This is a genomic window from Lentzea sp. NPDC020367 (genome assembly GCF_044387305.1).
GTDB lineage: Bacteria > Actinomycetota > Actinomycetes > Mycobacteriales > Pseudonocardiaceae > Lentzea.
In genome coordinates this window covers 247,576-274,325 of record NZ_JBIRVV010000002.1, presented here as the reverse complement: position 1 = coordinate 274,325, position 26,750 = coordinate 247,576, and the positions used below count along the sequence as shown (strand labels likewise).

Sequence of the window (26,750 nt, the reverse complement as noted above, 5' to 3'; positions counted from 1 at the left end):
TTTCCCCGAGACCTTCTTTGGGTGTTTCCCCCTTCCTCCGCTGACAGGGTGGGTGGTGGAAGGGGGAAACTCATGCTCAAGACCACAGCGCTGCTCACGACGGCGCTAGTACTGCTGACCGCGGCACCCGCGACGGCGCACGCCAACGGCGACTGGGCGGGGTGGCAGAAGGACCTCAACGGATCCCGGCACAACGCCGCGGAGTGGCGGCTCAACGCGGGCAACGCCGGCAAGCTCAAGCTGAAGTGGGCGTTCGCCTATCCGAAGAGCGAGTTCAACGGCGTCCGCAGCCAGCCGGCGGTCGTGGGGGACACGATCTACTTCGGTGGCCCTGACCGGAAGTTCTACGCCAGGGACGCGCGCACCGGCAGGGCGAAGTGGGAGTTCACGCTCCCGACGGCCGCCCACTACACCTACAACTCCGACGGACCGACGGTCGCCGAGGGCAAGGTCTTCTTCGGGGACAACTCCAGCCGCCTCTACGCGCTCGACCAGCGCACCGGCCGGTTGAGGTGGCAGGTGCAGATGGACGACGGCATCGCCTCGACCACGACCAGCTCGCCGATCGTCTACAACGGACTGTTGTACGTGGGCACGTCCAGTGCCGAGAACACGCTGCCGGTCACGCACGACTGTTGCACGTTCCGGGGCCACATCGACGCCTACGACATCGACACCGGCGCGCGGGTCTGGCGCCACTACACGGTGCCGGAACCGGTCCAGGTCGGCACGTGGCCCAACGGCGCCAAGCGGTTCGAGCCGTCGGGCGCCGGGGTGTGGAGCTCGCCGGTGATCGACCGCAGGACCGGCACCCTGTACGTCGGCACCGGCCAGAACTACACCGGCAAGGGCGGCGAGTTCGACTCGTTGCTCGCGCTGAACGCCCGCACCGGCGCGGTGAAGTGGACCAACCAGGTCACCGACGCCGACACGTGGCGCGACGCGTGCAACACGCCCGACGCCGAGGGCTACTGCCCGGGACTCAAGGACGGCACCAACCTCGACTACGACATCGGGGCCACGCCGAACCTGTTCTCCGTCAACGGGCGCCAGCTCGTCGGCGTCGGCCAGAAGTCCGGTGTGTACCACGTGTTCGACGCCTCGACGGGCCAGGTCGTGTGGCGTCGTCAGCTCGGCGTGCCGCTGCCCAGCGGTGGCGTCTCCGGCATCCAGTGGGGATCGAGCTACGACGGCAAGCGGCTCTACATCGCCACGTACTACGCCGAACCGGGCAAGCTCTTCGCGGTCGATCCCGGCGCCGGCCAGGTGCTGTGGGAGACCCCGGCGCCCGAGGACGGCTGCACGACGGGCGGGGCCGCTGGCCAGCCGAGTTGCGCACGCGCGCACGGGCTGCCGGTGTCCAGCACGCCGGGCGTGGTCTGGCTCGGCGCCGCGGACGGCAAGTTCCGCGCGTACGAGGCGAAGACCGGCAGGATCGTCTGGACCTACGACACCGTGCAGGACGTTCGCGGTGTCAACGGGCTGACCGGGCGGGGCGGCACGATGTCCGGTCCCGGCACGGGCGCGGTGGTGTCGGACGGCATGGTGTACGTGCAGTCCGGCTACTACCCGGAGTTCACGAGCCCGAACGGCAGCGTGCTACTCGCGTTCGGTTTGTAGTTTCGCGCGCACGAGGTCGGTCGGAAGGCCTGCCTCCGCAAGCAGTTCGACGGCCTTCTGCCAGGCCGCTCGAGCAGGCTCGGCGTCACCCGCGGCCGCGTGGGTGTCGCCGAGCTGTTCGTACGCACCGGCTTCGTGCATGAGGTCGCCGCCGAGCCGGAACATCTCGGAGGACCGGGTGAACGCCTCGGCGGCCTTCGTGTGCTCGCCGAGCCCGAGATGACCCATGCCCAGGTTGTCCCACGCCTCGGCCTGGCCGATCAGGTGGTCCATCTCCCGCCACATCGGCATCGCGCGTTCGGCGTACCGCACGGTCTCCGCGTACTCGCCGAGCTTGCCGTGGCCCCACGCCAGCCCGGTCAGCGCGTTGGCCTGCCCGTAGGCGTCGCCGCACTCCTCGAACAACGCGAGCCCGCGCCGGGTGTGCTCCAGCGCCTCGGCGATCCGGTCGTCCGGGGTCAGCATCGCGATGTTCAGCAGCACCCCGGCCTGGCCCGCCGGGTCGCCCTCGTAGACGTCGAACGCGCGGCGCAGTGCGGCTGTGGCCTCGTCGGGCCTGCGCATGCGGCTCAGGCTGCGGCCGAGGTTGATCAGCGTGCGGCCCAGGCCGTCGGTGTCGTCGAGCTGTTCGACCGCGGCGACCGCGAGTTGTTGCGAGGTCAGCAGATCCCGGTAGCGGGCCTGGCGGTCCAGCGCGTCGGCGAGCGACCAGCCCATGAGCCACGTCTGGGTCGCGGTGCCGTGGGGCATCGCCGCCATCAGCGCCGGGTGCTCGGCCATCAGCCACGCCAGCGCTTCCTCGTGCGTGCCGAACCGCCCGACCACCGCGCCCGCGGCCGGTTCCGGTGTCGCCGGGCGCCGGCGGCTGGGTGTGTACGCGACGCCTGCCTCGACGCTCGTCAGCGCGAGGTGGTCGAGCAACCGGTGCAGCGCCTCGTCCCGTTCGCCGGCGAGGGCGAGTTCGGCCGCGTAGTCGCGGAGCAGGTCGTGGCAGGTGAACCGGCCCGGTTCGGGCTCGTCGAGCAGGTTCGCCCGCGCCAGTTCCGCGAGCAGCGTCCCGGTCTCCCGTTCGCCGAGCCCGGCGAGTGACGCGGCACCCGCGAGGCTGATGTCCGAGCCCGGCATGAGACCGAGCAGCCGGAACAGCCGCAGCGCCGCGGGGCTCAACGCCTTGCAGGAGTGGGAGAACACCGAACGCAGGTCCGCGGTGACGTCATCGTCGTCGGCGAACGCGTCGAGGTCGGCGAGTTCGTCCGCCAGCGTCGCCAGCGGGAATTCCGGCTGCGTCGCCGCCCGCGCCCCGGCCACCGCGAGCGCCAGCGGCAGGCGGGCGCAGCGGCGGACCACCGTGTCGACCGCGTCCGGTTCCGCTCGCGCGCGGTCGTGCCCGATGCGGGCGGCCAGCAGTTCACGGGCGTCGTCGGGCGGCAGCAGTCCCAACGGCAACGCGTGGGAGTGCGCGGGTTTCAGCGTCGTACGGCTCGTGATCACCACGTGCGCGTTCGGCGTGCGCGGCAGCAACGGCTCGATCTGGTCGGCGTCCGTCGCGTTGTCCAGCAACATGAGCACGCGTTTGTCCGCGAGCGCGTCCCGCAGCAACGCCGACTGCCCGGCGAGGTCGTGCGGCACCTGGGCGCGCGGCACGTCGAGCGCGGAGAGGAACCGCAGCAGCGCGTCGCCGGGGCTCACCGCCGCTCCGCTCGGCCCGAAGCCGTGCAGGTTCACGTAGAGCTGGCCGTCCGGGAACCTGGCCGCCGCGCGGTGCGCCCAGTGCACCGCGAGCGAGGTCTTGCCGACGCCGCCGGTGCCGGTGATCACCACGACGCCGTTCGGTTCCCGGTCGAGCTCCGCGAGTTCCAGCGCCCGGCCGGTGAACGGCTTGGGCGCGGCCGGCAGCTGCCGCGGTGCCGTGGCGGTCTGCAGCCGCCGGTGCAGGGTCGCGAGGTGCCGCGACGGTTCGGCGCCCAGTTCGCCGGCCAGTCGTTCGCGCACGATCTCGAAGTGCCGCAACGCCTCCGCCGCGCGTCCGCTGCCGTGCAACGCCTCGATCAGCTGGGCCGCGATCCGTTCGTCCAGCGGGCGCCCGGCGGCGAGCGCGTGCAGTTCGGGCACCAGCGCCGAGTGCTCGCCCTTGGCCAGCCGGGCGTCGACGTGGTCGAGTCGCGCGGCGAGCAGTTCGTCCGCGAAGCTGGCGCGTTGCTGGCGCGCCCACGGTGTGTCCAGTGTGGACAGAAGGGGTTTTCCGGTGAGGGCGAGGGCCTCGGTGGTGCGGCCGGTGCGCACGAGGTGCCGGAACAGGTGCAGGTCGATCTCCAGCGGATCGACCCGCACCAGGTAGCCGGCTCCGTCGCGTTCGACCAGGCCGGGCAACGAGTGCCGCAGCCTGGTCAGCCACGTCTGCATCATCGCGCGGGCACGGGGTGGCGGCGCGTCGCCCAGAACGCGCTCGACCAGGTCGTCGGCGCTCACCACCCGGCCCGCGTCCACGAGCAGGACGCCGAGCAGGGCCCCCAGCCTGGTCGGGCCGAACTCGGTCGTGCGATCGCCCGATCGTGCCGAGACCCCGCCGAAGACCGTGAACCGCACGGTGATCACCGTAGTCGCTCCAGCGGGGACCTCACAAAAGAAACGCCTCTCGCAGTTCCGCGACCATCAGCTCCGGCACCTCCAACGCCGCGAAGTGCCCACCCCGCGCCATCTCCGTCCACCGCACGACGGCGTGGTTGCGCTCGGCCATCCGCCGGATCGGCACGCCCACGTCGTGCGGGAACACCGCGACCGAGGTCGGTGTCGCCGACGGCGGTTCCAGCTCGCCCCACGTCTCGTCGCCCTCCTGGTAGTAGCGCGCCGACGAGCCCGCTGTCCGGGTGAACCAGAAGATCGAGACGTTGGTCAGCAGCGCGTCGAGGGGTACCCCGATCTCCGGGTCGCTCCACGTGTGGAACGCCCATTCGATCCACTCCAGCTGCGCGACCGGCGAGTCGGTGAGCGCGTGCGCCACCGACTGCGGCCGCGTGCTCTGCATCGACACGTAACCGAACTGCTCGAACTCGTACCGGAAAGCCTTCTCCACGGACCTCCGCTCGGCCTCGACCTCCATGTCCGCCGTCTCCTGGGTGACACCGGCTGAGAAGATCTGGTTGACGTGGATGGCCTTCACCTCGTCGCGTAGGCCGAGTTCGCGGGTGAGCTTGGCGCCGAAGTCGTAGCCGTGCGCGAGATAGCTCTGGTAACCCAGGCGCCGCATGAGTTCCGCGAACACGTTCGCCACGCGGGGGATGGTCCAGCCGAGTTCCGTGGTGGGGCCGGAGAAGCCGAAGCCCGGCACCGACGGGATCACCAGGTGGAAGTCGCGGGCCAGTGGTTCGATCATCTCGTCGAACGCGAAGCCCGTCGCCGGCCAGCCGTGCGTGAGCAGGAGTGGTTCGGCGTTCTCGTTGGCGCTGCGGACGTGAATGAAGTGCAGCTGCGCGCCGTCGATCTCGGTGACGAACTGCGGGAACTTGTTGAGCCGCCGCTCCTGCTCGCGCCAGTCGAAGTTCCGCCACGCCTCCACGAGTTCCTTGAGGCGGTCCTGTGGCGTGCCTTGGGCCCAGCTCGCACCCGTCGGTTCGGTCGGCCAGCGGGTCTGGTCGAGACGGCGGTGCAGGTCGTCGATGTCGGACTGGGGAATGGAGATCTCGAACGGCTTCATGCTGACGACGTTATTTCGACTGTAGGACAGTTATGGTCCTACAGTGGCCTCTGCTCGTTTGTTGAAGTTGCTCGGTCTGCTGCAGTCGCGCCGTGAGTGGTCCGGTGCGGAGCTCGCGGATCGGCTGGGTGTCACCACACGCACCGTGCGCCGTGACGTCGACCGGCTCCGTTCGCTGGACTACCCGGTGCACGCGTCCATGGGCACGTCGGGCGGTGGCTACCGGCTCGGGTCGGGCGCGCAGTTGCCGCCGTTGCTGCTGGACGACGACGAGGCTGTGGCCGTGGCGGTCGGGCTGCGCACCGCGAGTGGCATCGAGAACATCGGTGAGACGGCCGTGCGCGCGTTGCTGAAGGTCGAGCAGGTGCTGCCTTCCGCGCTGCGACACCGGGTTGCGGCACTGGAGATCGCGACGGTGCCGCACACTTCGGCGCCTCCGTTGGTCGACGCCGGGCTGCTGACGCTGGTCGGGACGGCCTGCCGCGACCGGCAGCGGATCCGGTTCGGCTACGTCGGGCACGCGGGGGAGGAGTCGCAGCGCGAGGCCGAGCCGCATCGGCTCGTGACGTGGGGCCGGCGCTGGTATCTGGTCGCGTGGGACCTCGTGCGGGAGGACTGGCGGACTTTTCGGCTCGATCGGATGAGCGTGCGGACCCCGTTCGGCGCCCGCTTCACGCCCCGTGAGATTCCGGGCGGCGACGCGGGGGCGTTCGTGGCGGCGCGCGTTGCCGACCGGTGGCCGGTGCAGGGCGTCGTACGACTGAGCGTGCCCGCGTCGGAGGCCGTGGGGTGGCGCAGCTACGGCGAGGTTTTGGCTGTGGACGAAACGTCGTGCCAGGTGCGGGTCGGAGGCGAGACGATGGACGACGTGGTGTTCATGCTCGCGAGCATCACGGTCGAGTTCGAGGTCGTCTCCCCACCGGAACTGGCCACCGCGTTGCTCCAGGCAGCGGACCGGTTTCGCAGGGCGGCGAAGTTCTAGAGAATTTCTCAGGGTCCTGACAGCAGACTCCTAGGCGCGCAAGGCTTAGTGGAGGTCAGGGAGGTCCGCCATGCTGATCGATCGCACCATGCCGCTTTCCACCGTTCCTTTGGGCACCGCGCTCACCGTGACCCACGCGTCGGAACGTGGGCCGCGCAAGTACAACGCCGACGCCTTCGCGTGGAACCGCCGCACCTTCGTGGTCGCCGACGGCGTGGGCGACTCTCCCGCCGCCGCTGAGGCAGCGTGGGCGGCCGCACGAGCCGCGGCCCTGCTCACCGACCCGGTCGCCGCGATCCTCGCCGCCCGCGACGCCCTCCAGGTCCACTCCGGCGACGCGGTGATCGTCGTCGCCACGGCCCGTCCCGGCGGCGGCTTCGACGTGGCGTGGGCAGGCGACTCCCGCGCGTACGCCTCGAACGGCTCGGACCTCGTTCAGCTCACCACGGACCACACCGTCGCCGAGTACTTCCGCGAGCGCGGCATCAAGGCCGAACCGCGGATGGAGCACGTCGTCACGAACACCGTCCGCCACGCCACGTCCGAGAACATCGGCCGTGCGGCGACTCGCGCGCCGCGGCTCGCTCTCGTGTCCGACGGCGTCTACGGACCGTTGGGGCACAACGGGATTGAGGCGATCATGTCCGGGAACGCCTCGGCAGAGCGTCTGGTGCGTGCGGCTCTGTACTCCCGCGGCACCGACAACGCGACGGCTTTGATCGTCAGCTGACCTTCCGCTTCTTCTTGCTGGCCTCGACGCTGCGCTGCAACGCCTCCATGAGGTCCATGACCCCGGTGGCCTCGGCGGGTTCGTCCTCGACCTTGACCTTGCGGCCCTTCTGCTTGGCCTTGATCAGCTTGTTCACGCGCTCGGTGTAGGTGTCGCGGTAGTCCTTGGGCCGCCAGTCGTCGGCCATCGACTCGACCAGCGACACCGCCATGTCGAGTTCCTTGCCGCGCGGCGCCCGGCCCTCCGGCGGCACGTCCAGCACGTCCTTCGGCTTGCGGATCTCGTCCGCGAAGAACAGCGTGTGGACGGCGAGGATGCCCTTGTCCTCCGTCAACGCCGTCAGGTACTGCTTGCCGCGCATGACGAACATGGCGATGCCCGCCCGGTTCGTCTTCTTCATCGCCTGCGCGAGAAGCAGGTACGGGCGGGAGAACTCGGGTTTGGCCGGCCCCAGCCAGTAGGTCTTCTGGAAGTGCACCGGGTCGATCTCGTCGATGTCGACGAACGCCTCGATGTCGAGCGTGCGGCTGCGGCCCGGCGCGATCTCGTCCAGTTCCTCCGGCTCCACGACCACGTACTCGCCGCTGTCGACCTCGTGCCCCTTCACGATCTTGTCGTAGGGCACCTCACGGCCGGTGCGCTCGTTGACGCGCTTGTAGCGGATGCGGTCGGACGTGCCGCGCTGGAACTGGTTGAAGTGCACGGTGTGGTCCTCGGTGGCGCTGTACAGCTCCACCGGGATGCTCACGAGTCCAAAACTGACCGAACCGCTCCAGATCGCCCTCGCCATACAGGTCAGGTACCCACCGGAGGGCGCGGTTACTCGTCGAGCAGCCGCAGTCCCTCCTGCGCCCACGCGATGCGCGTTCGTGCCACCGCCGCGTGCCCCGCGAACACGTGCGCCTTCAGCCGCGCCATCCGGTCGTGCTCACCGACGGGCCGCTTGCTCATGCGTTCCCTGAGCAGTTCGGTGTCCTTGGCCAGCAGCCGGGCCTGGTGCGCCTCGGCGTGCTCCAGCGCGTCCTCCTGCTCGCTGATGAACTCCTTCAGCACGCGCTTGGCCGACTCGGCCGGCACCAGGTCGAAGTACAGCGCCTGCACCTCCAGGGCGTCGCGCGAGGGAGGGATCGGCAGCGGTGTGCCGATCCACTCCCTGAGCTCGGCCATGCCCGCGGCGGTGATCGCGTAGACCGTGCGGGTCATCCGCGTGCCGCGCTGCTGTTCCTCGCCCTCGATCAGGCCGTTCTCCTCCATCTTCTTGAGCGCCGGGTAGATCTGGCTCTGCGGAGCCGACCACACCCACCGCGTCGAGGCGCCGAAGAGTTGCGTGAGCTCGTACCCGCTCATCGGCCGCGCTTCGAGGACGCCCAGCAAGACGTGAGGAAGAGACATGTATCGATGTTAACGTTTTCTGCCTCAGGCCGTGGCGATACGCATCGTGACGGTCCTCGCCTCGGTGAAGAACTCCTTGCTGTGCGCACCGCCTTCACGGCCGATGCCGGAGGCGCCGAACCCGCCGAACGGTGCCCGCAGATCACGCACGAAGAAGCAGTTCACCCACACGTTTCCGCTGTTCAGACTGCCTGCGACGCGGTGCGCGCGGTGCAGGTTCTCGGTGAACAGCATCGCCGAGAGGCCGTACGGCGTGTCGTTGGCGAGCTTGACCGCCTCGTCCTCGGTCGCGAACGGCGTGACCGTCACCACCGGGCCGAAGATCTCCTCGCGCAGCACGGGGGAGTGCGCCGGGGGATCGAGGACGATGGCGGGCCGGACGAACCAGCCCGGTGCGCCGCCGCCACCGAGCACCTTGGCGTGCCCGGTGGCCTCGGCGTCGAGGTAGCCGGTGACCTTGCGGTAGTGCTCTTCGCTCGCCAGCGGGCCCATCCGGGTGGCGGGATCCTTCGGGTCGCCGAGCCGCAAAGCCGTTGCCGCCTGGGCGAAGCGCTCGACGAACTCGTCGTGCACGCCCTGCTGCACGTAGAGCCGCGAGCCCGCGAGGCACACCTGGCCGGCGTTGCCGAACGCCGCCTCGACCGCCCACTGGACCGCGCTGTCCAGGTCGGCGTCGTCGAAGACCAGGTTGCAGCCCTTGCCGCCCAGTTCGAAGCTCACCGGGGTCAGGTTCGCCGACGCCGCCCGCGCGATCGCCTTGCCGGTGCCCGATTCGCCGGTGAACGTGATGCGGTCGACGGCGGGGTTCACCGTGAGGGCCTCGCCCGCGGAACCGGGCCCGAAGCCGTGCACGACGTTGAACACACCGTCCGGAATCCCTGCCTCCAAAGCGAGTTTCGCGAGCAGGTAGGCGGAGTGCGGGGTGTCCTCGGCGGGCTTGAGCACCACCGTGTTGCCCCACGCCAGCGCCGGCGCGACCTTCCACGTCTCCAGCATCAGCGGGTAGTTCCACGGCGCGATCGCCGCGACGACCCCGGCGGGCGCGTGCTGGACGTAGGTGTGGTGGCCCGTTGCCGACGGCAGGTGCTGCGACTCGGAAAGCCTGGCGTGGTCGGCGAAGAAGCGGAAGTTGAGCGCCGAGCGCGGCACGTCCTTGGACTTCGCGGCGGTGATCGGCTTGCCCATGTCGCGGGTGTCGGCCAGCGCGAGTTCGTCGGTGTGCTCGTCCATCAGGTCGGCGAGCCGGTGGAGGAGCTTTCCGCGTTCCTCGAACGACATCCGCGGCCACGGGCCTTCGTCGAACGCCCTGCGCGCGGCCTGCACGGCCTCGTCCGCCTCGCGGGCGCCGCCCAGGGCGACGGTCGCGTAGGCCTCCTGCGTGTACGGGTCGACGTCCTCGAACGTCGCCCCGTCCGCCGAGTCGGTCTCGACGCCCCCGATGACGTGCCTGATGCTCTTCATCGCTCCCACTCCCGTTCCAGCAACGTCTTCCCGCCCGCGCTCCAGTGCTGTGGCGGCACTTCGGTCAGCAGCACCCGAACCTGCTCGTCCCGGACCCCGAAGCCGTCGCGGACCGCCTCGTGCACGGTCTGCAACGCCTTGCGCAGGGTTTCGGGGTCACGGCCCTGTGCCACTTCGATGCGCACGATCGGCATGTCAGCTCCCCACGGTCAGTCGGCCGAGGTTGGTGAACTCCACGGACACGGTCGTTTCCAGCGGCACCGCGTCCGTGACGCCGCCGGTCAGCACGATCCAGCCCGCCTCGATCCGCTTTCCTCTGCGTGCCAACGTGTTCGCGGCCAACGCGAGTGCTTCGGCCGGGTGACCCTGCACGGCCGCACCGGTCGCGGTGTAGACGATCGACGCGCCGGACGAGAGCACACAGCCCTCCAGCGCGAGGTCGAAGCCGGGGGAGCGGCCGATGCTCCCCGTCACGAACGCGCCGGAGGAAGCGTTGTCCGCCACCACGTCCGGCAGTGTGAAGCGGAAGTCCCGGTAGCGGCTGTCGATGATCTCCAGCCCTGCGAAGACCTTCTCGACCGCGCAGATCGCCGTCGCCGCGGTCACACCCGGCCCGGCGAGTTCCCGTCCCATCACGAAGGCGATCTCGGGTTCGACGCGCGGGTGGATGAGCGTCGGCACCGGAACACCTTGCGGCAGCACCATCGCGTCGGTCAGCCACGCCACCAGCGGTGAGTCGACGTTCATCCGTTGCTGCTTGGCCCGCGACGTCAGCCCGAGCTTCACACCGATCAAGGTCTCGCCCCGTGCCAGCCTGAGCCGGAGCGTCTCGTCCTGGATCGCGTAGGCGGTGTCCAGGTCCAGTTCGGGCCAGGTGTCGCTCAACGGCTCGCCGTCGACGCGCTCGTCCTCGCGTCGCAGCAGTTCCGCGGCGGCGCTGTCGATGGTCCAGTTCACGCGGGGGCTCCAGCGAGTTCACGGGTGCGGGGGAAGGCGGCGACGGCGGCCGCGCCCAGGACGGCGACGACGGCGAAGAAGTAGAAGTTCCAGCCGGCGCCGAGACTGGAGTCGATGATCAGGCCACCGACCGCGGGGCCGAGGATCGCGCCGAGCCGGCCGACACCGAGCGCCCAGCCGATGCCCGTCGCCCGCACGCTCGCCGGATAGGACCTGGTCACGTGGGCGTTGATCAGGTGCATCGTGCCGATCGTGCCGTACCCGGCGACGGCGATCAGGGCGTAGATCGCGACCTGCCCGGGGTTGGTGCTCAGCGCCGCCGCGCAGATCGCCGCGAGGGCGAACGAGCCGAGGATGATCGGCTTCGCGCCGTGCCGGTCGGACAGTCGCCCGCCCAGCAGCGCGCCGACGACCGAGCCGAGGTTGAACACCAGCAGGAAGCTCAACGCCGAACCCAGCGGGTAACCGGACGCGCGCATGATCTCCGGCAACCACGTGTTCAGGCCGTAGACCAGCAGCAGGCCGCAGAACGACGCCACCCAGAACAGGATTGTGCGCCGCAGGTAGGGCCGTTGGACGAGCGTGCGCACGCCACTACCGGTGTGTTCGGACGGTGCGGGAACCGGGACGCCGATCCGGGCGGCGAGCGCTTTCGCCTCGTCGTGACGGCCGCGTGAGACCAGGTACTCCAGCGACTCCGGCAGGTAGCGGAACGCCAGGGGCAGCACGACGACCAGCGGCGCGGCCCCGATCAGGTACATCACCCGCCAGCCCGCCGTGGGCAGCAACGGGATCGCCAGCGTCGCGGCCATGATGCCGCCGATCGCGTACCCGGACTGCATTGCGGCGTAAGTGAAAGCGCGGTGCTTCTCGGCCGCGTACTCGATCGTCAGCGTGGCGGCGGTCGGCATGAGCCCGCCCAGACCGATGCCCGCGAGGAACCGCAGCGTCAGGAACATGTCGGGGGACGTGGCCGCCGCACAGGCCGCCATCAGCACGGAGAACCACGCGACGCTGAACAGGAAGGTCCTGCGCCGTCCCCAGCGGTCGGTCAGCGTGCCGACGAGCAGCGCGCCGACGAGCATGCCGACCAGCGCGGCACTGCCGATCGTGCCCGCCTGCGCCGCGCTGATGCCCCACTCGTCACGCAGGGCCTTGATGGTGGTGCCGTAGACCACGAGGTCGTAACCGTCGAAAGCGAGGGCGAGACCGCATAAAACGATGATCAGCAAACGCATGACGCTTCCTTACGCGCTGAGGGGACGGCGAATCTGGGGCTGGGTCTGCACGCGCTGGGTCGGCCCGTGCCACATGTCGATCGCGTCCGGCTCGGTGGGGTCGAAGACCCGCGGAACCCAGTCGTCGTCGAGGTTCCGGACGCCGTAGGAGTACTCGTAGGTGAGGCCCTCCGGCCCCTTGAAGTAGACGAAGATCGCGGTCGACTGCGGGTGCCTGCCCGGCCCCATCTCGATCTCCACGCCCCGCGCCTGCAGGAACCGCCAGTTGCGCATGACGTCGTCGAGCGAGTCGACCTGGAAGTTGATGTGGCACAACCCCGGTTCGCTGCCGCGGAACACCGCGAGCTTGTGGTGCACCGGGTCGAACCGCATCAGGCACGCCCAGTCGCCGATCCAGTCGGAGACCTTGACGTTGAACAGCTTCGACCAGAACCGGTACGCCTCCTTGACGTCCGGCGCGTCGAAGCAGATGTGCCCGAACTCGGTGATCCCCGCCGTCCGTCCGAAGTGGACCGGACGGGCGAGCTGCACCTGGCCGTGCACGAGCTCGACGCGGTTGCCGAACGGGTCGTCGAACGCGATGAAGTCCTCGACGCGCCTGCTCCGCGCCTGCTTCGGCGTACCACGGGCGACTTCCACGCCTGCCGCTTCGAGTTCCTTCTCGGCCGCTTCGAGTTCGGCGGGACCTTTGAGGCTGAACCCGGAGGCGAGCACCCCGGCCTCGCCCTCCTCGAACGCCAGGCAGTGGTGCCGCCGGTCCGCGCGGAGGTAGGAGACCCCGTCCTCCTGCGCGACCAGTTCCATGCCGACGACGTCGACGGCGAACGCCACCGCCGCGCCGATGTCCGCCGTACCGGAACGCACGTACGCGATGTCGTGCAACGTGATCATGACTGTCCCCTTCGGTCGGCACGCAGGTGTGCCCAGAGCCGGCTCAGCAGTTCGGTCTCGGCGGCGAGCCAGGCCGCCTGTTCGTCCGTGGACAACGCACGCGGCCGTCCGGCGGCGGCGGCCTGCGCGTTGATCCGCGCCGACACCTCGAGAAGCCACATCCGCGCCACGGCCTGCCCGACATCGGCGCCGACGGTCACCGCGCCGTTGCCTCGCATGAGGAGCGCAGGTGCTGGGCCGAGTTGAGCGGCAAGTTCTTCGGCGCGCTGTCGGTCCCGCACGAGCCGCGGGTCGTCGAACACGGGCACCTCGGGCCCGAGGAAGGCGCCCTGCCCGTGCAACGGCCGGATCGGCACGCCCGCCGAGGCCAGCGCGGTGGCCGTCTCGGGCTGCGCCCGGCAGATCGCCCGCACGTCCGGCCGGACGTGGTAGACCGCGAGGTGGATCCACGCCTCCTTCGGCGTCCCCTCGGGCAGTTCGTCAGCCGCGAGGTCGAGCGCGACGGCGCGATCGGTGATGGTGCCCAACGGCTGCGGCGGCGTGATCAACACCTGGTCGCCGGTGAGCACCGACACGTGCCCGAACGCCGTGACCAGCCCTGCGTGTGCGGTGGTCAGCGCCGCGTCCAGCAGGTCTTCTTCGACCTCGCGTGACTTCATGGTGTCGGACCATACGTGTATGGAGATACCTATCGCTAGACGTCGACGATATTTCTATCGATACAGATATGTGTCGGGGGTTGCTACGGTCGCAGCCGTGAGAGTCGTCGTGCTGTCCGACACGCACGCGCCGCGGTTCTGGAAGCGGTGCCCTGCCTCGGTGGCGTCACACCTGCGGTCGGCGGACCTGATCCTGCACGGCGGAGACGTCTGCGTGGCACCGGTCCTGGACGAACTGGCTCAGTACGCGCCCGTCATCGCCGTGTGCGGCAACAACGACGGCCCGGACGTGGTGGCGTGGGGCGCGCCGGACGTGGTCGAGGCGGACATCGGTGGGCTGCCGTTCGCGATGATCCACGACAGCGGCCAGAAGGCCGGCCGGATGACGAGAATGCGCCGCCGGTTCCCCGCCGCCCGGCTCGTCGTGTTCGGGCACTCGCACATCCCGTGGGACGAGCAGGAGGACGGGGTCCGGGTCTTCAACCCCGGCTCGCCCACGGACAAACGGCGTCAGCCGCAGGGGACGATCGGGCTGCTGGAGATCGAGGACGGTGTCCTGGTGGACGCTCGGATCGTGCCGGTCACCTGACGCGCGCGAATCCGCTGCCGGTCCGTTCGAACGCGGTCCCGACCGGCTCGCTGACCAGCTGCTCCAGCGCCCGGTCGCCCAGGAGCAGCTCGCGCAGGTACATCCCCCAGATGTTGTGGCGGTCGTCCAGGTACTCCGGCGTCTCGTCGCCCGCGAACACCCGCCAGCCGCTGTCCTGCTCGTCCTTCGGCGTCTCCCGGTGCAGCCGCCCGATGGGCAGACCGTCGTGCATCACCCGCCCCGTCGCGACGACCCACTTCGCCATCTCGCCGAACCACAGCCGTTCGTACTTCCGTTCCGCCGGCACGATCTCCTGCCCGCCGAACTCCACGCGCACCCGCAGCAGCGTGCCGTCCGCGGCGAGGTCGCGGTAGACGGGGAACGCGCCGTTGCCCGCCAGGTCCCAGCTCGTCACGGCCGCGCCGCCGACCTCCACCGTGCCGGACCCGGTCGACGAGGACTCGATCTGCCGCCTGAGCAGGATGTGGTGGTTGTGCGCGAGCAACAGGACCGAGGAGCCCCAGCTCGTGGCCAGCGACGGTTCGAGTTCCTCCTCCAGGTTCCGCGCCTCGCGGAAGGACAGGTTGCTCCAGCGCCAGCTGTCGCCCGTTCGCGACGGTGGCACCGACGCGTGTGCGGCGATCTCGTCGGCCTCTTCCAAGCCCATCAGCAGGAGGTCGTAGAGGCCGTCGACGGCCTCGTGGACGTTCCAGCCGCTGAGCGCCTGCACGTCGGCGAACAGCAACTGCTCCCACTTGGTCAGCACGTGCCCGCACTCGGCCGAGGAGGCGACGACGCCATCAGCGCACTGCACCCACACCGATTTCCACGCCTCGCCGTCCCGTTCGCCCAGCACGCGCAACGGTCCCGCCGGCATCCCGCGCACCGCCACCGCCCACGCCCCGTCGAACGGCACCTCGGCACCACCGGGCCGGTCGTCGAGCAGCACCCGGGCCCGAGTCTCGTGCGCCATCCGCGGCAGCGGCCGCAGCGAGGCGTCGAGGCTGGCCCTGGCCAGAGCCGACACGACGGGCTCCCCGTCCTCGGACACGTCGAACACGTACCGGCCCTTGAGGAACGAGAGGTTCAGCGCACCGGCGACCTCCGCCGCCTGTGGCCCGACGATCTCGAAGTCGGCGGCGTTGGCCGCCGCGATCACGCCCTCGTACGCGTAGTCGTTCTCGTTCAACGGCGGCCAGGCGCCTGTCCACTCCAGCTGGTTGTCGACCAGCAGCAGCTCACCCGACGGAAAGGACGCGGTCCCCAGCAGTTCCGGCATGTCCTCATCGTCGCACCACGACACCGCGCAGCGAGGCGTGGCCTGGCCGCCAGCCGGTCGACACAGCGACGTACCGCGCGGTGGTGTCCGCACCGTAGGTCTTTCCGTCCACGCTGTACGTGACGGTGTGCGGCGGCACCGGCCCGATCGTCCACTGCAGACCGACGTCGCCGATCGCGTAGGTCGCGCCGAGGTCGACGACCATGCGGCCGTTCGGTCCCGGCTTCCACGCGGTGCGCTGCTCGCCGTCGACGGCGGCGGCCGGGTCGCTCATCCCGGGCGGCAGCACGGAGTTCGGGAACGTGACGCGGCCCAGCGCGAGGTCGTTGATCGGGAACGGTGTGGTCAGCGGCATGGTCACGGTGCGCTCGGCCTTGCCCAGGACGACCGGGAGGCTGCGGCCGTCGCGGTGGGTCAGCACGAACATGGCGGGGCCGCCGCGGAAAGTGACCCGTTGTGCGTCGTGCACGACGGCGGTGATGCCCGCGGGGAGGCCGCGGGCGGTGAACCACGGCGCCTCGATCCGCGCGGTCGCGGCGGGCAGGGTCAGTGCGTACTCGGTGCCGTCGCGGGTGGTGACCTGCGTGCCCCGGTACAGCCGGGTGCCGCGCAGCCGGACCGTTCCGGTGACGTCGGCGCCGGACAGGTTGAACAGGCTGAGGTACCCGTCCGCCGTGCTCGCCCGCACCCCTGGCGGGCACTCGGGAGCAGGTTGCGCGGAGATCGCTCGTAGATCGGCGCGGACGTACCCCTCGACGAGGCCCGCGGGGACGGTGATCGTGTCGCCCTGCACCGTGATCGGCTCGGCGGAGCGTGCGACGAACCCCGCCCGGCCGTCCACGTCGAGCCAGCCCGGCGTGCTGAGGTCCGGCCGCGGGTACTCGGCCACCGTCGTCCACGTGGCGCCGTCCAGCGAGGTCTCGATGCGGTACGCGACCGCGGCCGCTGCCTCCCAACGCAAGCGCACGCGTTGCACGGTCGTGGCGGCGCCGAGGTCGACGGCGATCCAGCTGTCCGCGCGGCCGCGTTCGGCACGGGCGACGGCCCAGCGCGTCGCCGCGTTGCCGTCCGTTGCCTTCGCCGGTTCGTAGCCGGGATCGAACGACGACGCCGACGCCGTGCCCTGACCTGCCTCGAACTCGAACAGCGAGTAGCCGTAGGTGGAGTGCGGGGTGATGCCGAGCATGCGGACGTGACGTGCGGAGGTCGCCGGGAACGTGAGTTCGTCGACGCGGAAGCCTTCGCGCGCCTGGACCGTGACGCGGCCCGTCGAGCCCGTGTACGTGCGGGAGCCGCTTAGCCCCGGCATCCCGGCCATCGCGAGGTTGTGCACGTCGACCCGGCCGGGGCGGGGGAGCGCGCACACGATCGTGCCGGTCGGCAGGGTGGCGGTGCCGGCGAACCCGTCCGCGAACCGCAGCAGGCTCGCGGTGCCGTCGAAGCCGTCTCGGATCCGCTGGTACACCACGGCATTGCGACCCGTGACCGCGACAGGCGGCAGCAGCATCGGGGTCGCACCGCTGATCTTGAACAGCCAGTCGTCGTGCGCGGGCTGCCAGGCGAGCTTCGTGAATCCCGGCTTGGTCACCGTGCCCGCCCACGCGGCCGCCGACTGGTGGGTCAGCAGGCCGGGGTCGGCACCGTGGTCGATCGTGATCGCGGCGCGGGCGAAGAAGTCCGGCGCCGGCGCCACCGGTGGGCGCAGCTCGTGCAGCAGGTAGCTGATCGCGAGTTCCGCGCGTGCCTCCGGCTCGTACTTGGCTTCACCGGAGAACTTCGCGAGCCGGTACACGGGCGGATGTGCCTGGTAGGCGAGCAGCCGGGACGCGAGTGCCGACTCGGCCCACGCCGCCATCGGGTCGCGCAGCACCGTGGAACGGAAGGCGAGCGGGATGACGTCACGGCCGTAGAGGTGTTCCCGGTCGTTGACCATCGGCATCAACGGCTCGCCGGCGTCGCTCATCGTGGCGAGGATGGTGCGCCACAACAGTTCCCCGTTGGGCTGCTTGGTCAGCACCTCGGGCAGCGGCCGTCCGGCGAGCAGGAAGTGCACGGCGTTGCGGCCGGAGGTGCGCCAGAGCTCCTCCTGGTAGTGCGGGCCGAACGAGCCGTGGTTCTCGACGATGAACGTGTCGTGCAGGTTCGTGGCGGTGTTGGCGGAGATCGCCGTGCCGTCCACTGTGGAGGGATTGGCGAGGTCGGCGGCGGGCAGCCCGGCCTCGTTGCGGCTCCAGCGGGTGAACGCCTCGCGCCAGCCCGTTCCGTCGCCGTGCCAGGCCAGGCCGGGCGCGAGCGCCTGGGCGTAGACGCCCATCTCCTCCAGCTTGGTGTCGCCCCGATGGCCGCCGGTCAGCCCGTTCGGCGTCCAGCTGCCGGAACGCGGGTCGTTGCCGGTGCCGAGCGACGTCGTGTAGTCGGCCTGGCCGCGCGCGATCACCTCCACGTTCGCTCTGGTCTGCGCGTCGAGGTCCGGCCAGAGCAGGCGGGCGGCCAGCACGAAGTAGGACTGGAAGGTGGTGTCCCAGAACAGGGTCTTGCCCCACTCCGTGCCGCCCGCCAGCACGTTGCTCGCCGCGAAGTGCTTGATCGTGGCGAGCGTGTGGTCGCGCAGAACGTCCTTCTCGACGCCCGCCAGGGACGCGTCGTAGCTGCCTCGGGTGAGCAGGACGGCGTTGCCGAGCACGACCGCGAACCCGAAGTCCGTGCGCCGATACCGTCCGGCGGTGGCGTCGTACTGCGTCTCGGCCCACTTCGTGTGCCTGAGCAGCACCTCGTAGTAGGTGTCCTTGAGTTGGGCGACCGAGACCTTTGGCGCGACCGCCAGCACACCTGTGGCGACCAGGAACGTTCTGCGGTTGATCAGCATGTCAGCGCGGCCTCCGCCCAGTCGGCGTGGTCGAAGTTGCGGCCGTCGCCACCGTCGGTGACGCGCAGACTGAGCATCCGGACGTCGCTGACGTCGACGTCGATCGGCACCGCCGCGCCCTTGCCCACCAGGACTCCGCTGTCGTACAACGGTTTGTCGTCGCCGTAGACCTGGAACGCGACCGAACCCGGCTGCTCGGTCTCGTCGTCGAGGCCGATCTTCGCCGTGAAGCGCTCGCAGCCGCGGCCGAGGTAGACCGAGATCTCGGACGGCGCGTGCGTGCCGATGCCCTTGGTGTAGGTGGTGCCGCCGATGGACAGCACGTTGCCGTCACCCGCGGTGTTCTCGCCGTTCGACCTGTCGCGTTCCGCCGGGCCCCAGCCGTTGGTCTCGCTCATGAACGGCAGATCGCTGACCTGGGCGCCGTTCGCCGGCGTCGGGGGTGGCACGAACGCCTTGACCGCCTGCTCGACGTGCACGGTGCCGAAGGTGGCGACGATCGGCACGTCCACCGGGCCGACCTGCGTGCCGGCGCGAAGCTGCCAACTCCCGCTGATCGACTCGCCCGGTGCGAGCTTGCCGCGCTGCACGGCCGGACCGCTGACGGACCAGCCCTCCGGTGCGACGGCGGTCAGCTTGACGTCGCGGATCTCCTTGTCGCCGTTGGTGAACGTGCCCGCCACCTCGACGGTCGAGCCCGCCGGGGTGTCGACCTGGCCGGTCGGCGTGACGGTCAGCGTGGTCTTCGGGACCTGCCTGATCGGCTGGTCGCAGGTCTGCAACCCCGGCCGGTAGCGGCAGATGACCGCCGCGAAGCCGCCGTTCTGCTTGACCGGCACGGAAAGAGTGTCGGAACTGCGCAGGATCTGGCCGCTGCGGAGGACGTCGGCCCGGATGGCGGGATCGCGGACGGTCTCCACCAGCCACTGCCCGCCGCCGAGGAACCCGAGCGGTGCCTGGAGAGTGCGTTCCTGGGAGGCGATGCCGCCGACGAACCACCGGTCGCCGTTGCGGCGCGCCACCACGGCGTGCGAGTCCGGATCGCCGTTGAGCAGCCTGGTCTCGTCCCAGACCGTCGGGATCTGGTCGAGATAGCGCAACGCCTGCGGATGCCGTTCGTAGGCCTCGGGTTTGTCCGCGAAGTGCGTCCAGCCCGACTCGTAGACGACCGGAAGCGCGATCTCGTGCGCGATCGACGCCTCCTTCGTGCCGACTTCGAGCGACACGGGCGTGTAGTCCATCGACCCGGCGACGTTGCGGGTGAAGAACTGCACGGGGTTGTTGGCGGCGGGCGGGTAGTTCTCGGCGCCGCGCACGGCCTCCATCGTGAGCACGTGCGGCCACGTGCGCGCGAGGCCGTGCGGGATGGTGGAGCCGTGGAAGTTGACCATCAGCTTGAGGTCGGCCGTCTTCTGCAACACCGCGTCGTACCAGCGATAACGGTCCTGCGAGTCGGACTCCATGAAGTCGAGCTTCACGCCCTTCGCGCCCCACTGCTTGATCCTGGGCAGCACGGTGTCGCGTTCCTGCGGGGTGTCGAGGTCGCTCCAGCGCAGCCACAGCAGGATCTCCACGCCCTGCGCGCGGGCGTACCGGATGAGCTCCGGCACCCACGCGGCGCTCCAGCCCTCGTCGACCAGCGCATACTCCCAGCCGTTGCGGGCGGCGAAGTCCACGTACTGCTTCTGCCGCGCGAAGTCGCCCGGGCTCGAGTGCTCGCTCAGCCACGACCACGCGACCTTGCCCGGCCTGATCCAGCTCTGGTCGGCGAACTTCGCGGGACTGGCCAGGTCGTCCACGAGCGTGGAGGTGCTGACCGTGCCGAGGTCGCCGACGATCGCGGTGCGCCACGGGGTCGTGCCGGTCGACGCGACCTGGGCGTCGGCCAGCACGACCTGGAAACCGTTGCCGCTCTTGCGCAACCTGCTGCCCGAGTACCGGCCGTCCACATCGGACTCGGTGAGCAGCGCGAAGTCCTGCCCTGTCTGGAAGAGCGACGGGTAGCCGAAGTCGCCGGTGGCCTCACCCGCGGTCGTGCGCACGCGGTTGGCCTCGTACCAGGCGTTGTAGGGGAGCAGCCACGCCTTGGAGTCGGCGGGAACGCTGAAGCTCGACGCCTCTCCGGTGATCGTCGCCGGGGCGGGCAGCACGTAGCGGTAGGCGACGCCGTCCGCCGAGGCGCGCACGACCAGGTCGAAGCTGCCGCTCGCGTTGCGGAAGCCGAACGTGGCCTCGTTCATGCGGGTCGTGCGCTGCAACCGTTTGCCGGTCGGCATGGTGTAGCGGTCGATGACAACGCGGTCACTGCGTCCGGTGGACGTCAGGTCCTTCGTGAGGTCCGCAGTGGTCGTCGTGAGGCCGACGGCGGCGGGCTGGAGCACCGTTCTGCCTTGCCTGCGCACGGTCAGAGTCAGATTTCCGCTGTTCAGGGCTACTTCCGCGGCGACTTGTCCAGGGCCTGTGACCGTCCAGCCGACGGGTGCGGCGACGGCGGGCGCGGCGGGCAACAGCAGGGCGAGCACGAGTACGAGCAGTCGTGACATCGTTGTCAGCTCCCGGTGTGAGACCGCTCCCATCGTGTGGGGCCGTTCGTTCCCGGTCAAGAGGCTGATAGTTATCAGTCGATTTGCGGACAGATGAAGAGATCTTCGTCTTGGTCTCATGCGGGACTGGTCCGGCTGGGGCGTTGTCGGTCGCATGCGGCCGTCGGCCCGCACCGGCACGATCCTCGTGGCCGTGCCGCCATTGCCGTGCTGTCGTCCAGTTCGGTTGATCTCACCGCCGCGAGTTCCCGCTGCTGGAGCTGTTCCTGCCGTACGTCTGGTGGTTCACCAGGTCCCGGACGGGGTGATGGCGAGGAAGAAGATCAGCAGGGCGACGAGGACGACGACCGCCATCACCACCATGCCGACGTCGAGGCCTCCGGCCTCGATCTGACGCCGGAGGCCCGCTTCGCTCTCCTCGCGCCTCTTCGCCATTTCCCGATCTCTCTGCGCTCTGGCCTGGAATTCGTTGAAGGGGTCTGGACGCATCGGGAGCTCCCTCACCACGTCTGTGCCTCGTATCAGGATGACTGTGGCCGGAGACTGACGAACCCGCTGAACGTGTGACGGCATCGGATGAAGGCTCTTTCATCCGAGCTTCACGGCTCGGCCGCGCTGGACACGGCAAGCCCGTCATCGCACTCGCCGGCACGATCGCCACCGCCGCGGAACTCCTCACCGACGCCGCGGAACGGACGCTGCGCCTGGTCCTGGTCGGCGCGGCGCTCACATGACGACGATCTCGATCTCCCTGCCGAGCTTGGCACCGCCCAGCAGGTCGAGGTCGTCGCCGCTCCAGAAACGGCCGGGGTCGTACCAGTTGGGCCTGCGCTGGGGCAGCAGCCCCATCTCCTCGTACGTCACGGCCACGATCTCCGCGCAGAACGCGCTCTCGATGGTCGCGTCTCCCTTGGGTCGCAACGGAATCCGCCCGCGTGCCCACCGCGAGGCGAGCTTGGCGGTGGACGGGAACGGCGTGCCGTCCAGCCGTGCCACCGTCCTGAGCGCGGCGTCCTCCATCTCGCGCGTCACCTCGTGGTCGAGCTGCCGCAACCAGGCCCGCTGCCCGTACTTGTCGTGCCACGTCACGACGGCGTCGCGCAGGTCGTGCAGCTGGGCGCCGCGCTGATGGGTGCCCGACCACATGTCCTTGAGGGACTTGCCGAGCTCGGCGTGCCACATCAGCGGCGGCATGTCGTCGATCACGATCGCCATGCCGACGTGGTTGACCGGGCTGTTCGTCATGGCCTGGATCGCCCGGTCCGCCGCACTGCGCCCGCGGAACACCCACACGTCGCCGGTGCGGGTCATCTCGACGGCTTTGTCCAGTGTTGTCGCCATGACCGACTAGCCTAGGCACATGAAGCTCTGGAAGCTGCTCGGCATCGCCGCTTTCGCGGGTGTCGCGGCGAGCGGCGTGGTCGTCGCCCGCAACCAGCGCCGCCGCGAGGCCTACACACCGGACCAGATCAGGGAACGGTTGCACGAACGGCTGGCCGAGGCGTCCCGCTCGGAATGAGCAGGTAGGCCACGAAGGCCGCCACCGCGAGCAGCGCCGCCGCCACCAACGCCGTGCCCTGCATGGCTTCGGTGAACGTGCCGGTGGCGGCCCACGCCGACAGCACGGTCCCGAGCACCGCGATGCCCAGCGCCGCGCCCAGTTCGTACGCGGTCTCCGACACCGCGGACGCCGCACCGGCCTTGTCCGCGGGCACGGCCGACACCACGGCATCCGTGGTCAGGGTCAGTGCGAGCCCGACACCGGCTCCGATGACCACCAACGCCACCGCGATCGCGCCGTACTGCGCCGAGAAACCGATGATCGCCAGTCCGGCCGCGCTGACCAGCAGGCCGGCCGCGATCGCGCGGCCCGCGCCGAGTCTGCGCACGACCGGTCCGATCAACGCGATCACGAGCATGCCCGCGACACCGAGCGGCAGTTCCCGCAGCCCGGCCTCCAGCGGCGAGTAGCCCAGCACGTTCTGGAAGTACTGCGACAGGAAGAACACCAGCCCGGTCAGCGCGAAAATCGCGATCATCGTGGCGCCCACGGCGCCGCTGAACGCCGGGTTGCGGAACAGCGCGACGTCGATCATCGGGTGCGCGGACGTCTGCTGCCGTCGCACGAACAGCCACAGCCCCGCCACGCCGACGAGTCCGGCCGTCAACGCGATCCACGTCGGGCCGACCAGTGCGACCTCCTTGATCGCGTACACGAGCGGCACCACGCCGACCGCCGACAGCACTGCGCTGACCAGTTCGAACGGGCCGGGGTTCGGGTCACGGGACTCCGGCAGCCACCACGCGCCGAACACGAGCAGCGCCGCCATCACCGGCAGGTTGACGATGAACACCGACCCCCACCAGAAGTGCTCCAGCAGCACGCCGCCGACCAACGGCCCGAGCGCCGCGCCGGCCGTGGCCATCGCCGCCCACACCGCCACCGCCCGCCTGCGTTCGACGGGATCGGTGAACAGGTTGCGGATGATCGACAGCGTCGAAGGCATGATCGTCGCGCCCGCTACGCCGAGCAGGGCACGGGCCGCGATCAGCCACCCGGCCGAGGGCGCGAACGCGGCCAGCAACGACGCCGCCCCGAACCCGGCGGCACCCAGGAGCAGCAGTTTCTTGCGGCCGATGCGGTCGCCGAGCGTGCCCATCGTGACCAGCAGGCCACCGAGCACGAACGAGTAGATGTCGCCGATCCACAGCACCTGCGCGGCGGTGGGCGCCAGTTCGTGCTGAAGCGCCGGGATCGCCAAGGCGAGCACCGTGCCGTCCACCGCGATCAACAACAACGCGAGCGCGAGCACGCCGAGCGCTGCCCACTTCCGCATGACGAACCCCCTTAGCCGACCATCTGGTCTGCAAATAACGTACCGTCTGGACGGTCGGCTAAGCAACCGCTAGGTTGATCACATGCCCGGAGAGCAGCGCAACGCGCCCCGCACCCGCCGTGAGGTGCTCGCAGCGGCCGCGCGCGCGTTGAGCGAGCAAGGTCCGAACATCAGCCTTGACGCCGTTGCCAAGGAAGCGGGCGTCTCGAAGGGCGGCCTGCTGCACCACTTCCGCACCAAGCAGGCGTTGATCGTCGGGTTGATCGAGGAGTGGTTCGACCACTACGACGCGACGGTCGAAAGCCTGCTCGAACCGGAGGACACACCGGGCCGCTGGACCCGCGCGCACATCAGGGCGACGTTCGTGCCGGACGACCTGTGGTCTCACCCGTCTGTCGTAACGGCGTTGCTCGGCGTTCCGGAACTCCAGCAGCGCATGGACGTCGCGGCGACCCGCTGGCGGCAGCAGACCGATTCGGACGGCCTGCACCCGCAGCGGGCGGACCTCATTTCCCGTGCACTCGATGGAGTGACGCTGGCGGATCTGCTGTGGCGCGGCCAGGAGTCGGACGAAGAGCGCGACCACACCCGTGACCTGCTGCTGAAGCTCACCGAGCAGACGGGGCCGCTCGTCTGAGGTTTGTCCGCAGAACGTTGTCAAGTGGAACAACGCTGACACCGGACAACGAAGTCTGCGTACCTTCGGAAGTGGGGGGCACTCCGGGGGGAAGCACATGCCAATCGTGATGTCCGAATCCGTGCCCAAGGGGCGCGGACTGACAATTCTGTTCGAGCTGGAAGATTTGGCGCGCACGCGGTTCGCGTCGGCTCCGCTGCCGATGTACGAGCTGGTGTTCACGGTGCACAGCGGCAACTGGGACCGGCTGCTGCTGCCGCACATCCGTCCGCTCGCCGAACTGGTCAGACCTGGCCGGTTCATTCCCGACTTCTTCAACTCCGCGCGGCCCGACTTCGACGACGCCGTGCGCCAGGTCCTCGAAGTGCCGTCCACGCGGGTGCGCGACCAGATCGCGAGCATGCTCGGCACGACGTCGCCGTGGCTGCGGTCGTTCGCGGCCGGCACGCCGACCTCGCGCCAGGACCTGAGGTCTGCCTTCAACTCCGGGTTCCGCGACCTGCTCGGCCCGAACTGGCCGCAGACGCGGCAGGGGTTCGACGCCGAGGTGCGCCTGCGGTCGTCGCAGGCCGTGACGCGCGGGCTGGGCGACCTGCTCGGCCACCTGCACCCGTCGATCTCGTGGACCTCGCCCGCACTGCACGTCGAGCTGGGCTGGGACACCGAGATCTCGTTGCGCGGCACGGGGATGCTCATCGTGCCGGTGCTCAACGGGCTGACCCGCCCGGCGGTGTCGATGTTCGCCGAACCGCAGCCACTGCTGTTCTACCCCGTCACGGCACCGCAACCGAGCGGCGCCAGCCTCGAACTGGCGCTGGGACGCACCCGGACGCTGGTGCTGCGGGCGCTCACCTCCGAACGCACCACCACCGAACTCGCCAAGCACGTGGGCATCAGCCTGCCCACGGCGTCGCAGCACGCCACCGCCCTGCGCACCGCGGGTTTCGTGTCCACCCACCGCAACGGCAGGTCGGTCCGCCACCGCCTGACCCGCCGCGGCTGGGAACTGCTGAACTGAGATCAGGGAGGCCAGCCATGACCGCGATGCCGCGGTACCGCACCGACCCGAGTCCCCGTGCGCTGGCGGTCCGGTTGCGCGCCCTGCGCACCGCCCAGGTTCCCGTCGCCTGCGGCGTCTACGCCGGACTGTCCGCCCCCGGCCCGACTTCCGCACTGCACGCGCGCATCACCCACGCGATGGCGCGCGCGTTCGTGACGGGCGCCGCGGCGGGCGTTCCGCGCTTCGACCAGCCGCCGTCCGCCCAGCTGCGGCTGCTGACGGCCGCCAGCTGGGGCCGGCTCGACGGCGTCGCCCCGGACATGACGGAGTTCCCGGTAGACCTGGCCTCCGAACTGTGGTGGCGGGTGCACGAACGCGCGCTCGGCTCGTTGCGCACGGCCGAACGGCGCCTGGCCTGCGATCTGTTGCTGCGCCTGGGATATCCGCAGCGCGCGGCCTCGGTCATCGGCCTGAGCGTGATCGATCCGCGCAAACACGCGTTCTCACCCGAGCTCGCGCTGGAACAGCTCGCCGTGCTGCGCTGCCACCTCCCGTCGTCCGCCGTGGAGGCGATGGCGTTGCGCGGCGCCAGGTCCGGGCTTCCTCCCGAGACGCGCCGCGACCTGGCGTTGTTCGTGGTGTTCCGCAACGCCGCCCGCGGCGCCGACTCCACGTCCCTGCAGGCCGCCGCCGCGTTGGCGATGAAGGCGTCGTCCGAGCTGCCGCAGAAGGGCTTCGCCGCCGCGCTGCACCGAGCGCGGCTGCACCGGGCGATCGCCGCGGTTCCGTTCGTACGGCACGACATCGTCGAGACCCACCGCCTCCTCGGCCGGGCGCTGGAATCACTGACCTCGGCGACACCGGACGCGGCCGAGATGGACCGGCTCGCCTGGGCGGACGAGGCCTACGCCCTCTACTCGTTCCTCGTGCAGACCCACGTCGCCGTCGGCCTCGGCCAGCGCGCCGTCGGCTACGCCGGCGAACTGGTCGAGCTCAGTCCCGGCGACCACAGGACGTGGGCGTTGCAGGGCGACGCACTCGCCGCGTGTGGTCAGCTGGAGGCTTCGTTGGAGGCCTACGGTCGCGGGATTGCGCTCGGCGGCTGGGGTGCGGCTCGTGCTGCGTATCTCCGCGGCTTCGTGCTGGAGCGGCTTGGGCGGGTGGCTGAGGCCGCCGAGGACTACGTGCTGTCGCAGCGCATCGATCCGACCTCGTCGGTGGTGGCGGGGCAGTCGGTGGTGGCGGGGCAGGTCGAACGGCCCGTGCCCGGCGCCAAGTGTGCAGTGAGCTGACGCCCCGGTGCCTGGCGCCGAGTGTGCAGTGAGCTGACGCTGGGCCCACCGCTCCTCCGCGCGATTCCTCCTTACGCAACGCG

The 26,750-nt window shown here is 70.1% G+C and carries 25 protein-coding genes; 9 read left to right on the top strand and 16 right to left on the bottom strand.

The window, feature by feature from the left end; all coding sequences use genetic code 11:
- Positions 1–72: 72 nt before the first annotated feature.
- Positions 73–1,620, top strand: a complete 1,548-nt coding sequence (locus ACH413_RS08335) for a PQQ-binding-like beta-propeller repeat protein (protein WP_360033279.1) — start codon at positions 73–75, stop codon at positions 1,618–1,620.
- Here ACH413_RS08335 and ACH413_RS08330 read toward each other — a convergent pair.
- Both ACH413_RS08330 and ACH413_RS08325 read right to left on the bottom strand, forming a co-directional pair.
- Positions 1,600–4,206 (bottom strand): BTAD domain-containing putative transcriptional regulator, encoded by a 2,607-nt coding sequence (locus ACH413_RS08330; protein ID WP_360033282.1) that lies wholly within the window; start codon positions 4,204–4,206, stop codon positions 1,600–1,602. The two genes, ACH413_RS08335 and ACH413_RS08330, sit on opposite strands and share 21 nt — an antisense overlap.
- Before the next feature lie 31 nt (positions 4,207–4,237).
- The gene (locus ACH413_RS08325) at positions 4,238–5,314 is read right to left on the bottom strand and encodes an epoxide hydrolase family protein (protein ID WP_360033285.1); all 1,077 of its coding nucleotides are present in this window, start codon (positions 5,312–5,314) and stop codon (positions 4,238–4,240) included.
- A 43-nt stretch (positions 5,315–5,357) separates the two neighbouring features.
- On the opposite strand from ACH413_RS08325, the gene ACH413_RS08320 reads away from it, so the two are divergent.
- Both ACH413_RS08320 and ACH413_RS08315 read left to right on the top strand, forming a co-directional pair.
- The gene (locus tag ACH413_RS08320; RefSeq protein WP_360033288.1) at positions 5,358–6,296 is read left to right on the top strand and encodes a YafY family protein; all 939 of its coding nucleotides are present in this window, start codon (positions 5,358–5,360) and stop codon (positions 6,294–6,296) included.
- Positions 6,297–6,366: 70 nt separating this feature from the next.
- Positions 6,367–7,026 carry a serine/threonine protein phosphatase gene (locus ACH413_RS08315; protein ID WP_360033291.1) on the top strand — a complete coding sequence of 220 codons (660 nt, stop codon included), beginning with the start codon at positions 6,367–6,369 and terminating at the stop codon, positions 7,024–7,026.
- Here the strand turns inward: ACH413_RS08315 and ACH413_RS08310 are convergent.
- The 8 genes from ACH413_RS08310 to ACH413_RS08275 form a co-directional block, all read right to left on the bottom strand.
- Positions 7,019–7,774: a Ku protein gene (locus ACH413_RS08310; protein WP_396424927.1), complete on the bottom strand. Its 756-nt coding sequence runs from the start codon at positions 7,772–7,774 to the stop codon at positions 7,019–7,021. The two genes, ACH413_RS08315 and ACH413_RS08310, sit on opposite strands and share 8 nt — an antisense overlap.
- 71 nt (positions 7,775–7,845) lie before the next feature.
- Positions 7,846–8,418, bottom strand: coding sequence for a PadR family transcriptional regulator (locus ACH413_RS08305; RefSeq protein ID WP_360033296.1), 573 nt, complete (start codon positions 8,416–8,418; stop codon positions 7,846–7,848).
- A gap of 24 nt (positions 8,419–8,442) precedes the next feature.
- Positions 8,443–9,879 carry an aldehyde dehydrogenase gene (locus ACH413_RS08300; RefSeq protein WP_360033299.1) on the bottom strand — a complete coding sequence of 479 codons (1,437 nt, stop codon included), beginning with the start codon at positions 9,877–9,879 and terminating at the stop codon, positions 8,443–8,445.
- Entirely contained in the window at positions 9,876–10,073 is a 198-nt protein-coding gene (locus ACH413_RS08295) for a tautomerase family protein (RefSeq protein WP_360033302.1), read from the bottom strand. The genes ACH413_RS08300 and ACH413_RS08295 overlap by 4 nt, the downstream gene beginning before the upstream one ends.
- A 1-nt stretch (position 10,074) precedes the next feature.
- On the bottom strand, positions 10,075–10,836 hold the full coding sequence (locus tag ACH413_RS08290; protein ID WP_396424926.1) for a 2-keto-4-pentenoate hydratase: 762 nt from the start codon (positions 10,834–10,836) through the stop codon (positions 10,075–10,077).
- Positions 10,833–12,074: an aromatic acid/H+ symport family MFS transporter gene (locus tag ACH413_RS08285; protein WP_360033305.1), complete on the bottom strand. Its 1,242-nt coding sequence runs from the start codon at positions 12,072–12,074 to the stop codon at positions 10,833–10,835. The genes ACH413_RS08290 and ACH413_RS08285 overlap by 4 nt, the downstream gene beginning before the upstream one ends.
- Positions 12,075–12,083: 9 nt before the next feature.
- Positions 12,084–12,965: a VOC family protein gene (locus ACH413_RS08280; protein WP_360033308.1), complete on the bottom strand. Its 882-nt coding sequence runs from the start codon at positions 12,963–12,965 to the stop codon at positions 12,084–12,086.
- On the bottom strand, positions 12,962–13,624 hold the full coding sequence (locus ACH413_RS08275; RefSeq protein ID WP_360033311.1) for a class II aldolase/adducin family protein: 663 nt from the start codon (positions 13,622–13,624) through the stop codon (positions 12,962–12,964). Before ACH413_RS08275 ends, ACH413_RS08280 begins: the two co-directional genes overlap by 4 nt.
- A gap of 97 nt (positions 13,625–13,721) precedes the next feature.
- Here ACH413_RS08275 and ACH413_RS08270 point away from each other — a divergent pair, with 97 nt between their 5' ends.
- Positions 13,722–14,213 (top strand): metallophosphoesterase family protein, encoded by a 492-nt coding sequence (locus ACH413_RS08270; RefSeq protein ID WP_360033314.1) that lies wholly within the window; start codon positions 13,722–13,724, stop codon positions 14,211–14,213.
- Here the strand turns inward: ACH413_RS08270 and ACH413_RS08265 are convergent.
- The 4 genes from ACH413_RS08265 to ACH413_RS08250 all read right to left on the bottom strand — a co-directional run bounded on the left by ACH413_RS08265 (position 14,206) and on the right by ACH413_RS08250 (position 21,336).
- Complete coding sequence (locus ACH413_RS08265; protein ID WP_396424925.1) at positions 14,206–15,492, bottom strand: DUF2185 domain-containing protein; 1,287 nt, start codon at positions 15,490–15,492, stop codon at positions 14,206–14,208. The two genes, ACH413_RS08270 and ACH413_RS08265, sit on opposite strands and share 8 nt — an antisense overlap.
- Before the next feature lie 4 nt (positions 15,493–15,496).
- The gene (locus tag ACH413_RS08260) at positions 15,497–18,358 is read right to left on the bottom strand and encodes a discoidin domain-containing protein (RefSeq protein WP_360033317.1); all 2,862 of its coding nucleotides are present in this window, start codon (positions 18,356–18,358) and stop codon (positions 15,497–15,499) included.
- Complete coding sequence (locus ACH413_RS08255) at positions 18,352–20,901, bottom strand: glycoside hydrolase family 97 catalytic domain-containing protein (RefSeq protein WP_360033320.1); 2,550 nt, start codon at positions 20,899–20,901, stop codon at positions 18,352–18,354. Before ACH413_RS08255 ends, ACH413_RS08260 begins: the two co-directional genes overlap by 7 nt.
- A 285-nt stretch (positions 20,902–21,186) precedes the next feature.
- Positions 21,187–21,336, bottom strand: coding sequence for a hypothetical protein (locus ACH413_RS08250; protein WP_360033323.1), 150 nt, complete (start codon positions 21,334–21,336; stop codon positions 21,187–21,189).
- A 128-nt stretch (positions 21,337–21,464) separates the two neighbouring features.
- On the opposite strand from ACH413_RS08250, the gene ACH413_RS08245 reads away from it, so the two are divergent.
- Positions 21,465–21,635, top strand: a complete 171-nt coding sequence (locus ACH413_RS08245) for a hypothetical protein (protein WP_360033326.1) — start codon at positions 21,465–21,467, stop codon at positions 21,633–21,635.
- Here ACH413_RS08245 and ACH413_RS08240 read toward each other — a convergent pair.
- On the bottom strand, positions 21,628–22,242 hold the full coding sequence (locus tag ACH413_RS08240) for a hypothetical protein (RefSeq protein WP_360033328.1): 615 nt from the start codon (positions 22,240–22,242) through the stop codon (positions 21,628–21,630). The two genes, ACH413_RS08245 and ACH413_RS08240, sit on opposite strands and share 8 nt — an antisense overlap.
- Positions 22,243–22,261: 19 nt before the next feature.
- Here ACH413_RS08240 and ACH413_RS08235 point away from each other — a divergent pair, with 19 nt between their 5' ends.
- Positions 22,262–22,420: a hypothetical protein gene (locus ACH413_RS08235; protein ID WP_360033331.1), complete on the top strand. Its 159-nt coding sequence runs from the start codon at positions 22,262–22,264 to the stop codon at positions 22,418–22,420.
- Here ACH413_RS08235 and ACH413_RS08230 read toward each other — a convergent pair.
- The gene (locus tag ACH413_RS08230; RefSeq protein ID WP_360033334.1) at positions 22,371–23,738 is read right to left on the bottom strand and encodes an MFS transporter; all 1,368 of its coding nucleotides are present in this window, start codon (positions 23,736–23,738) and stop codon (positions 22,371–22,373) included. The two genes, ACH413_RS08235 and ACH413_RS08230, sit on opposite strands and share 50 nt — an antisense overlap.
- 82 nt (positions 23,739–23,820) lie before the next feature.
- Between ACH413_RS08230 and ACH413_RS08225 the strand changes: the two genes are divergently transcribed.
- From ACH413_RS08225 to ACH413_RS08215, 3 genes are all read left to right on the top strand, one after another.
- On the top strand, positions 23,821–24,375 hold the full coding sequence (locus ACH413_RS08225) for a TetR/AcrR family transcriptional regulator (RefSeq protein ID WP_360033337.1): 555 nt from the start codon (positions 23,821–23,823) through the stop codon (positions 24,373–24,375).
- 97 nt (positions 24,376–24,472) lie between these two features.
- Positions 24,473–25,393, top strand: coding sequence for an ArsR family transcriptional regulator (locus ACH413_RS08220; RefSeq protein ID WP_360033340.1), 921 nt, complete (start codon positions 24,473–24,475; stop codon positions 25,391–25,393).
- Between the two features lie 17 nt (positions 25,394–25,410).
- Positions 25,411–26,667 (top strand): hypothetical protein, encoded by a 1,257-nt coding sequence (locus ACH413_RS08215; RefSeq protein ID WP_360033343.1) that lies wholly within the window; start codon positions 25,411–25,413, stop codon positions 26,665–26,667.
- The last annotated feature ends 83 nt before the right edge of the window (positions 26,668–26,750 follow it).

Excerpts from the sequence above, each read along its gene's own strand:
- ACH413_RS08215 (WP_360033343.1), top strand. The coding sequence starts at position 25,411 with ATGACCGCGATGCCGCGGTACCGCACCGACCCGAGTCCCCGTGCGCTG.
- ACH413_RS08285 (WP_360033305.1), bottom strand. The coding sequence starts at position 12,074 with ATGCGTTTGCTGATCATCGTTTTATGCGGTCTCGCCCTCGCTTTCGAC.
- ACH413_RS08280 (WP_360033308.1), bottom strand. The coding sequence starts at position 12,965 with ATGATCACGTTGCACGACATCGCGTACGTGCGTTCCGGTACGGCGGAC.
- ACH413_RS08325 (WP_360033285.1), bottom strand. The coding sequence starts at position 5,314 with ATGAAGCCGTTCGAGATCTCCATTCCCCAGTCCGACATCGACGACCTG.
- ACH413_RS08295 (WP_360033302.1), bottom strand. The coding sequence starts at position 10,073 with ATGCCGATCGTGCGCATCGAAGTGGCACAGGGCCGTGACCCCGAAACC.
- ACH413_RS08220 (WP_360033340.1), top strand. The coding sequence starts at position 24,473 with ATGCCAATCGTGATGTCCGAATCCGTGCCCAAGGGGCGCGGACTGACA.
- ACH413_RS08235 (WP_360033331.1), top strand. The coding sequence starts at position 22,262 with ATGAAGCTCTGGAAGCTGCTCGGCATCGCCGCTTTCGCGGGTGTCGCG.
- ACH413_RS08300 (WP_360033299.1), bottom strand. The coding sequence starts at position 9,879 with ATGAAGAGCATCAGGCACGTCATCGGGGGCGTCGAGACCGACTCGGCG.
- ACH413_RS08260 (WP_360033317.1), bottom strand. The coding sequence starts at position 18,358 with ATGCTGATCAACCGCAGAACGTTCCTGGTCGCCACAGGTGTGCTGGCG.
- ACH413_RS08305 (WP_360033296.1), bottom strand. The coding sequence starts at position 8,418 with ATGTCTCTTCCTCACGTCTTGCTGGGCGTCCTCGAAGCGCGGCCGATG.
- ACH413_RS08250 (WP_360033323.1), bottom strand. The coding sequence starts at position 21,336 with ATGGCGAAGAGGCGCGAGGAGAGCGAAGCGGGCCTCCGGCGTCAGATC.
- ACH413_RS08335 (WP_360033279.1), top strand. The coding sequence starts at position 73 with ATGCTCAAGACCACAGCGCTGCTCACGACGGCGCTAGTACTGCTGACC.
- ACH413_RS08315 (WP_360033291.1), top strand. The coding sequence starts at position 6,367 with ATGCTGATCGATCGCACCATGCCGCTTTCCACCGTTCCTTTGGGCACC.
- ACH413_RS08255 (WP_360033320.1), bottom strand. The coding sequence starts at position 20,901 with ATGTCACGACTGCTCGTACTCGTGCTCGCCCTGCTGTTGCCCGCCGCG.
- ACH413_RS08240 (WP_360033328.1), bottom strand. The coding sequence starts at position 22,242 with ATGGCGACAACACTGGACAAAGCCGTCGAGATGACCCGCACCGGCGAC.
- ACH413_RS08230 (WP_360033334.1), bottom strand. The coding sequence starts at position 23,738 with ATGCGGAAGTGGGCAGCGCTCGGCGTGCTCGCGCTCGCGTTGTTGTTG.
- ACH413_RS08275 (WP_360033311.1), bottom strand. The coding sequence starts at position 13,624 with ATGAAGTCACGCGAGGTCGAAGAAGACCTGCTGGACGCGGCGCTGACC.
- ACH413_RS08225 (WP_360033337.1), top strand. The coding sequence starts at position 23,821 with ATGCCCGGAGAGCAGCGCAACGCGCCCCGCACCCGCCGTGAGGTGCTC.
- ACH413_RS08265 (WP_396424925.1), bottom strand. The coding sequence starts at position 15,492 with ATGCCGGAACTGCTGGGGACCGCGTCCTTTCCGTCGGGTGAGCTGCTG.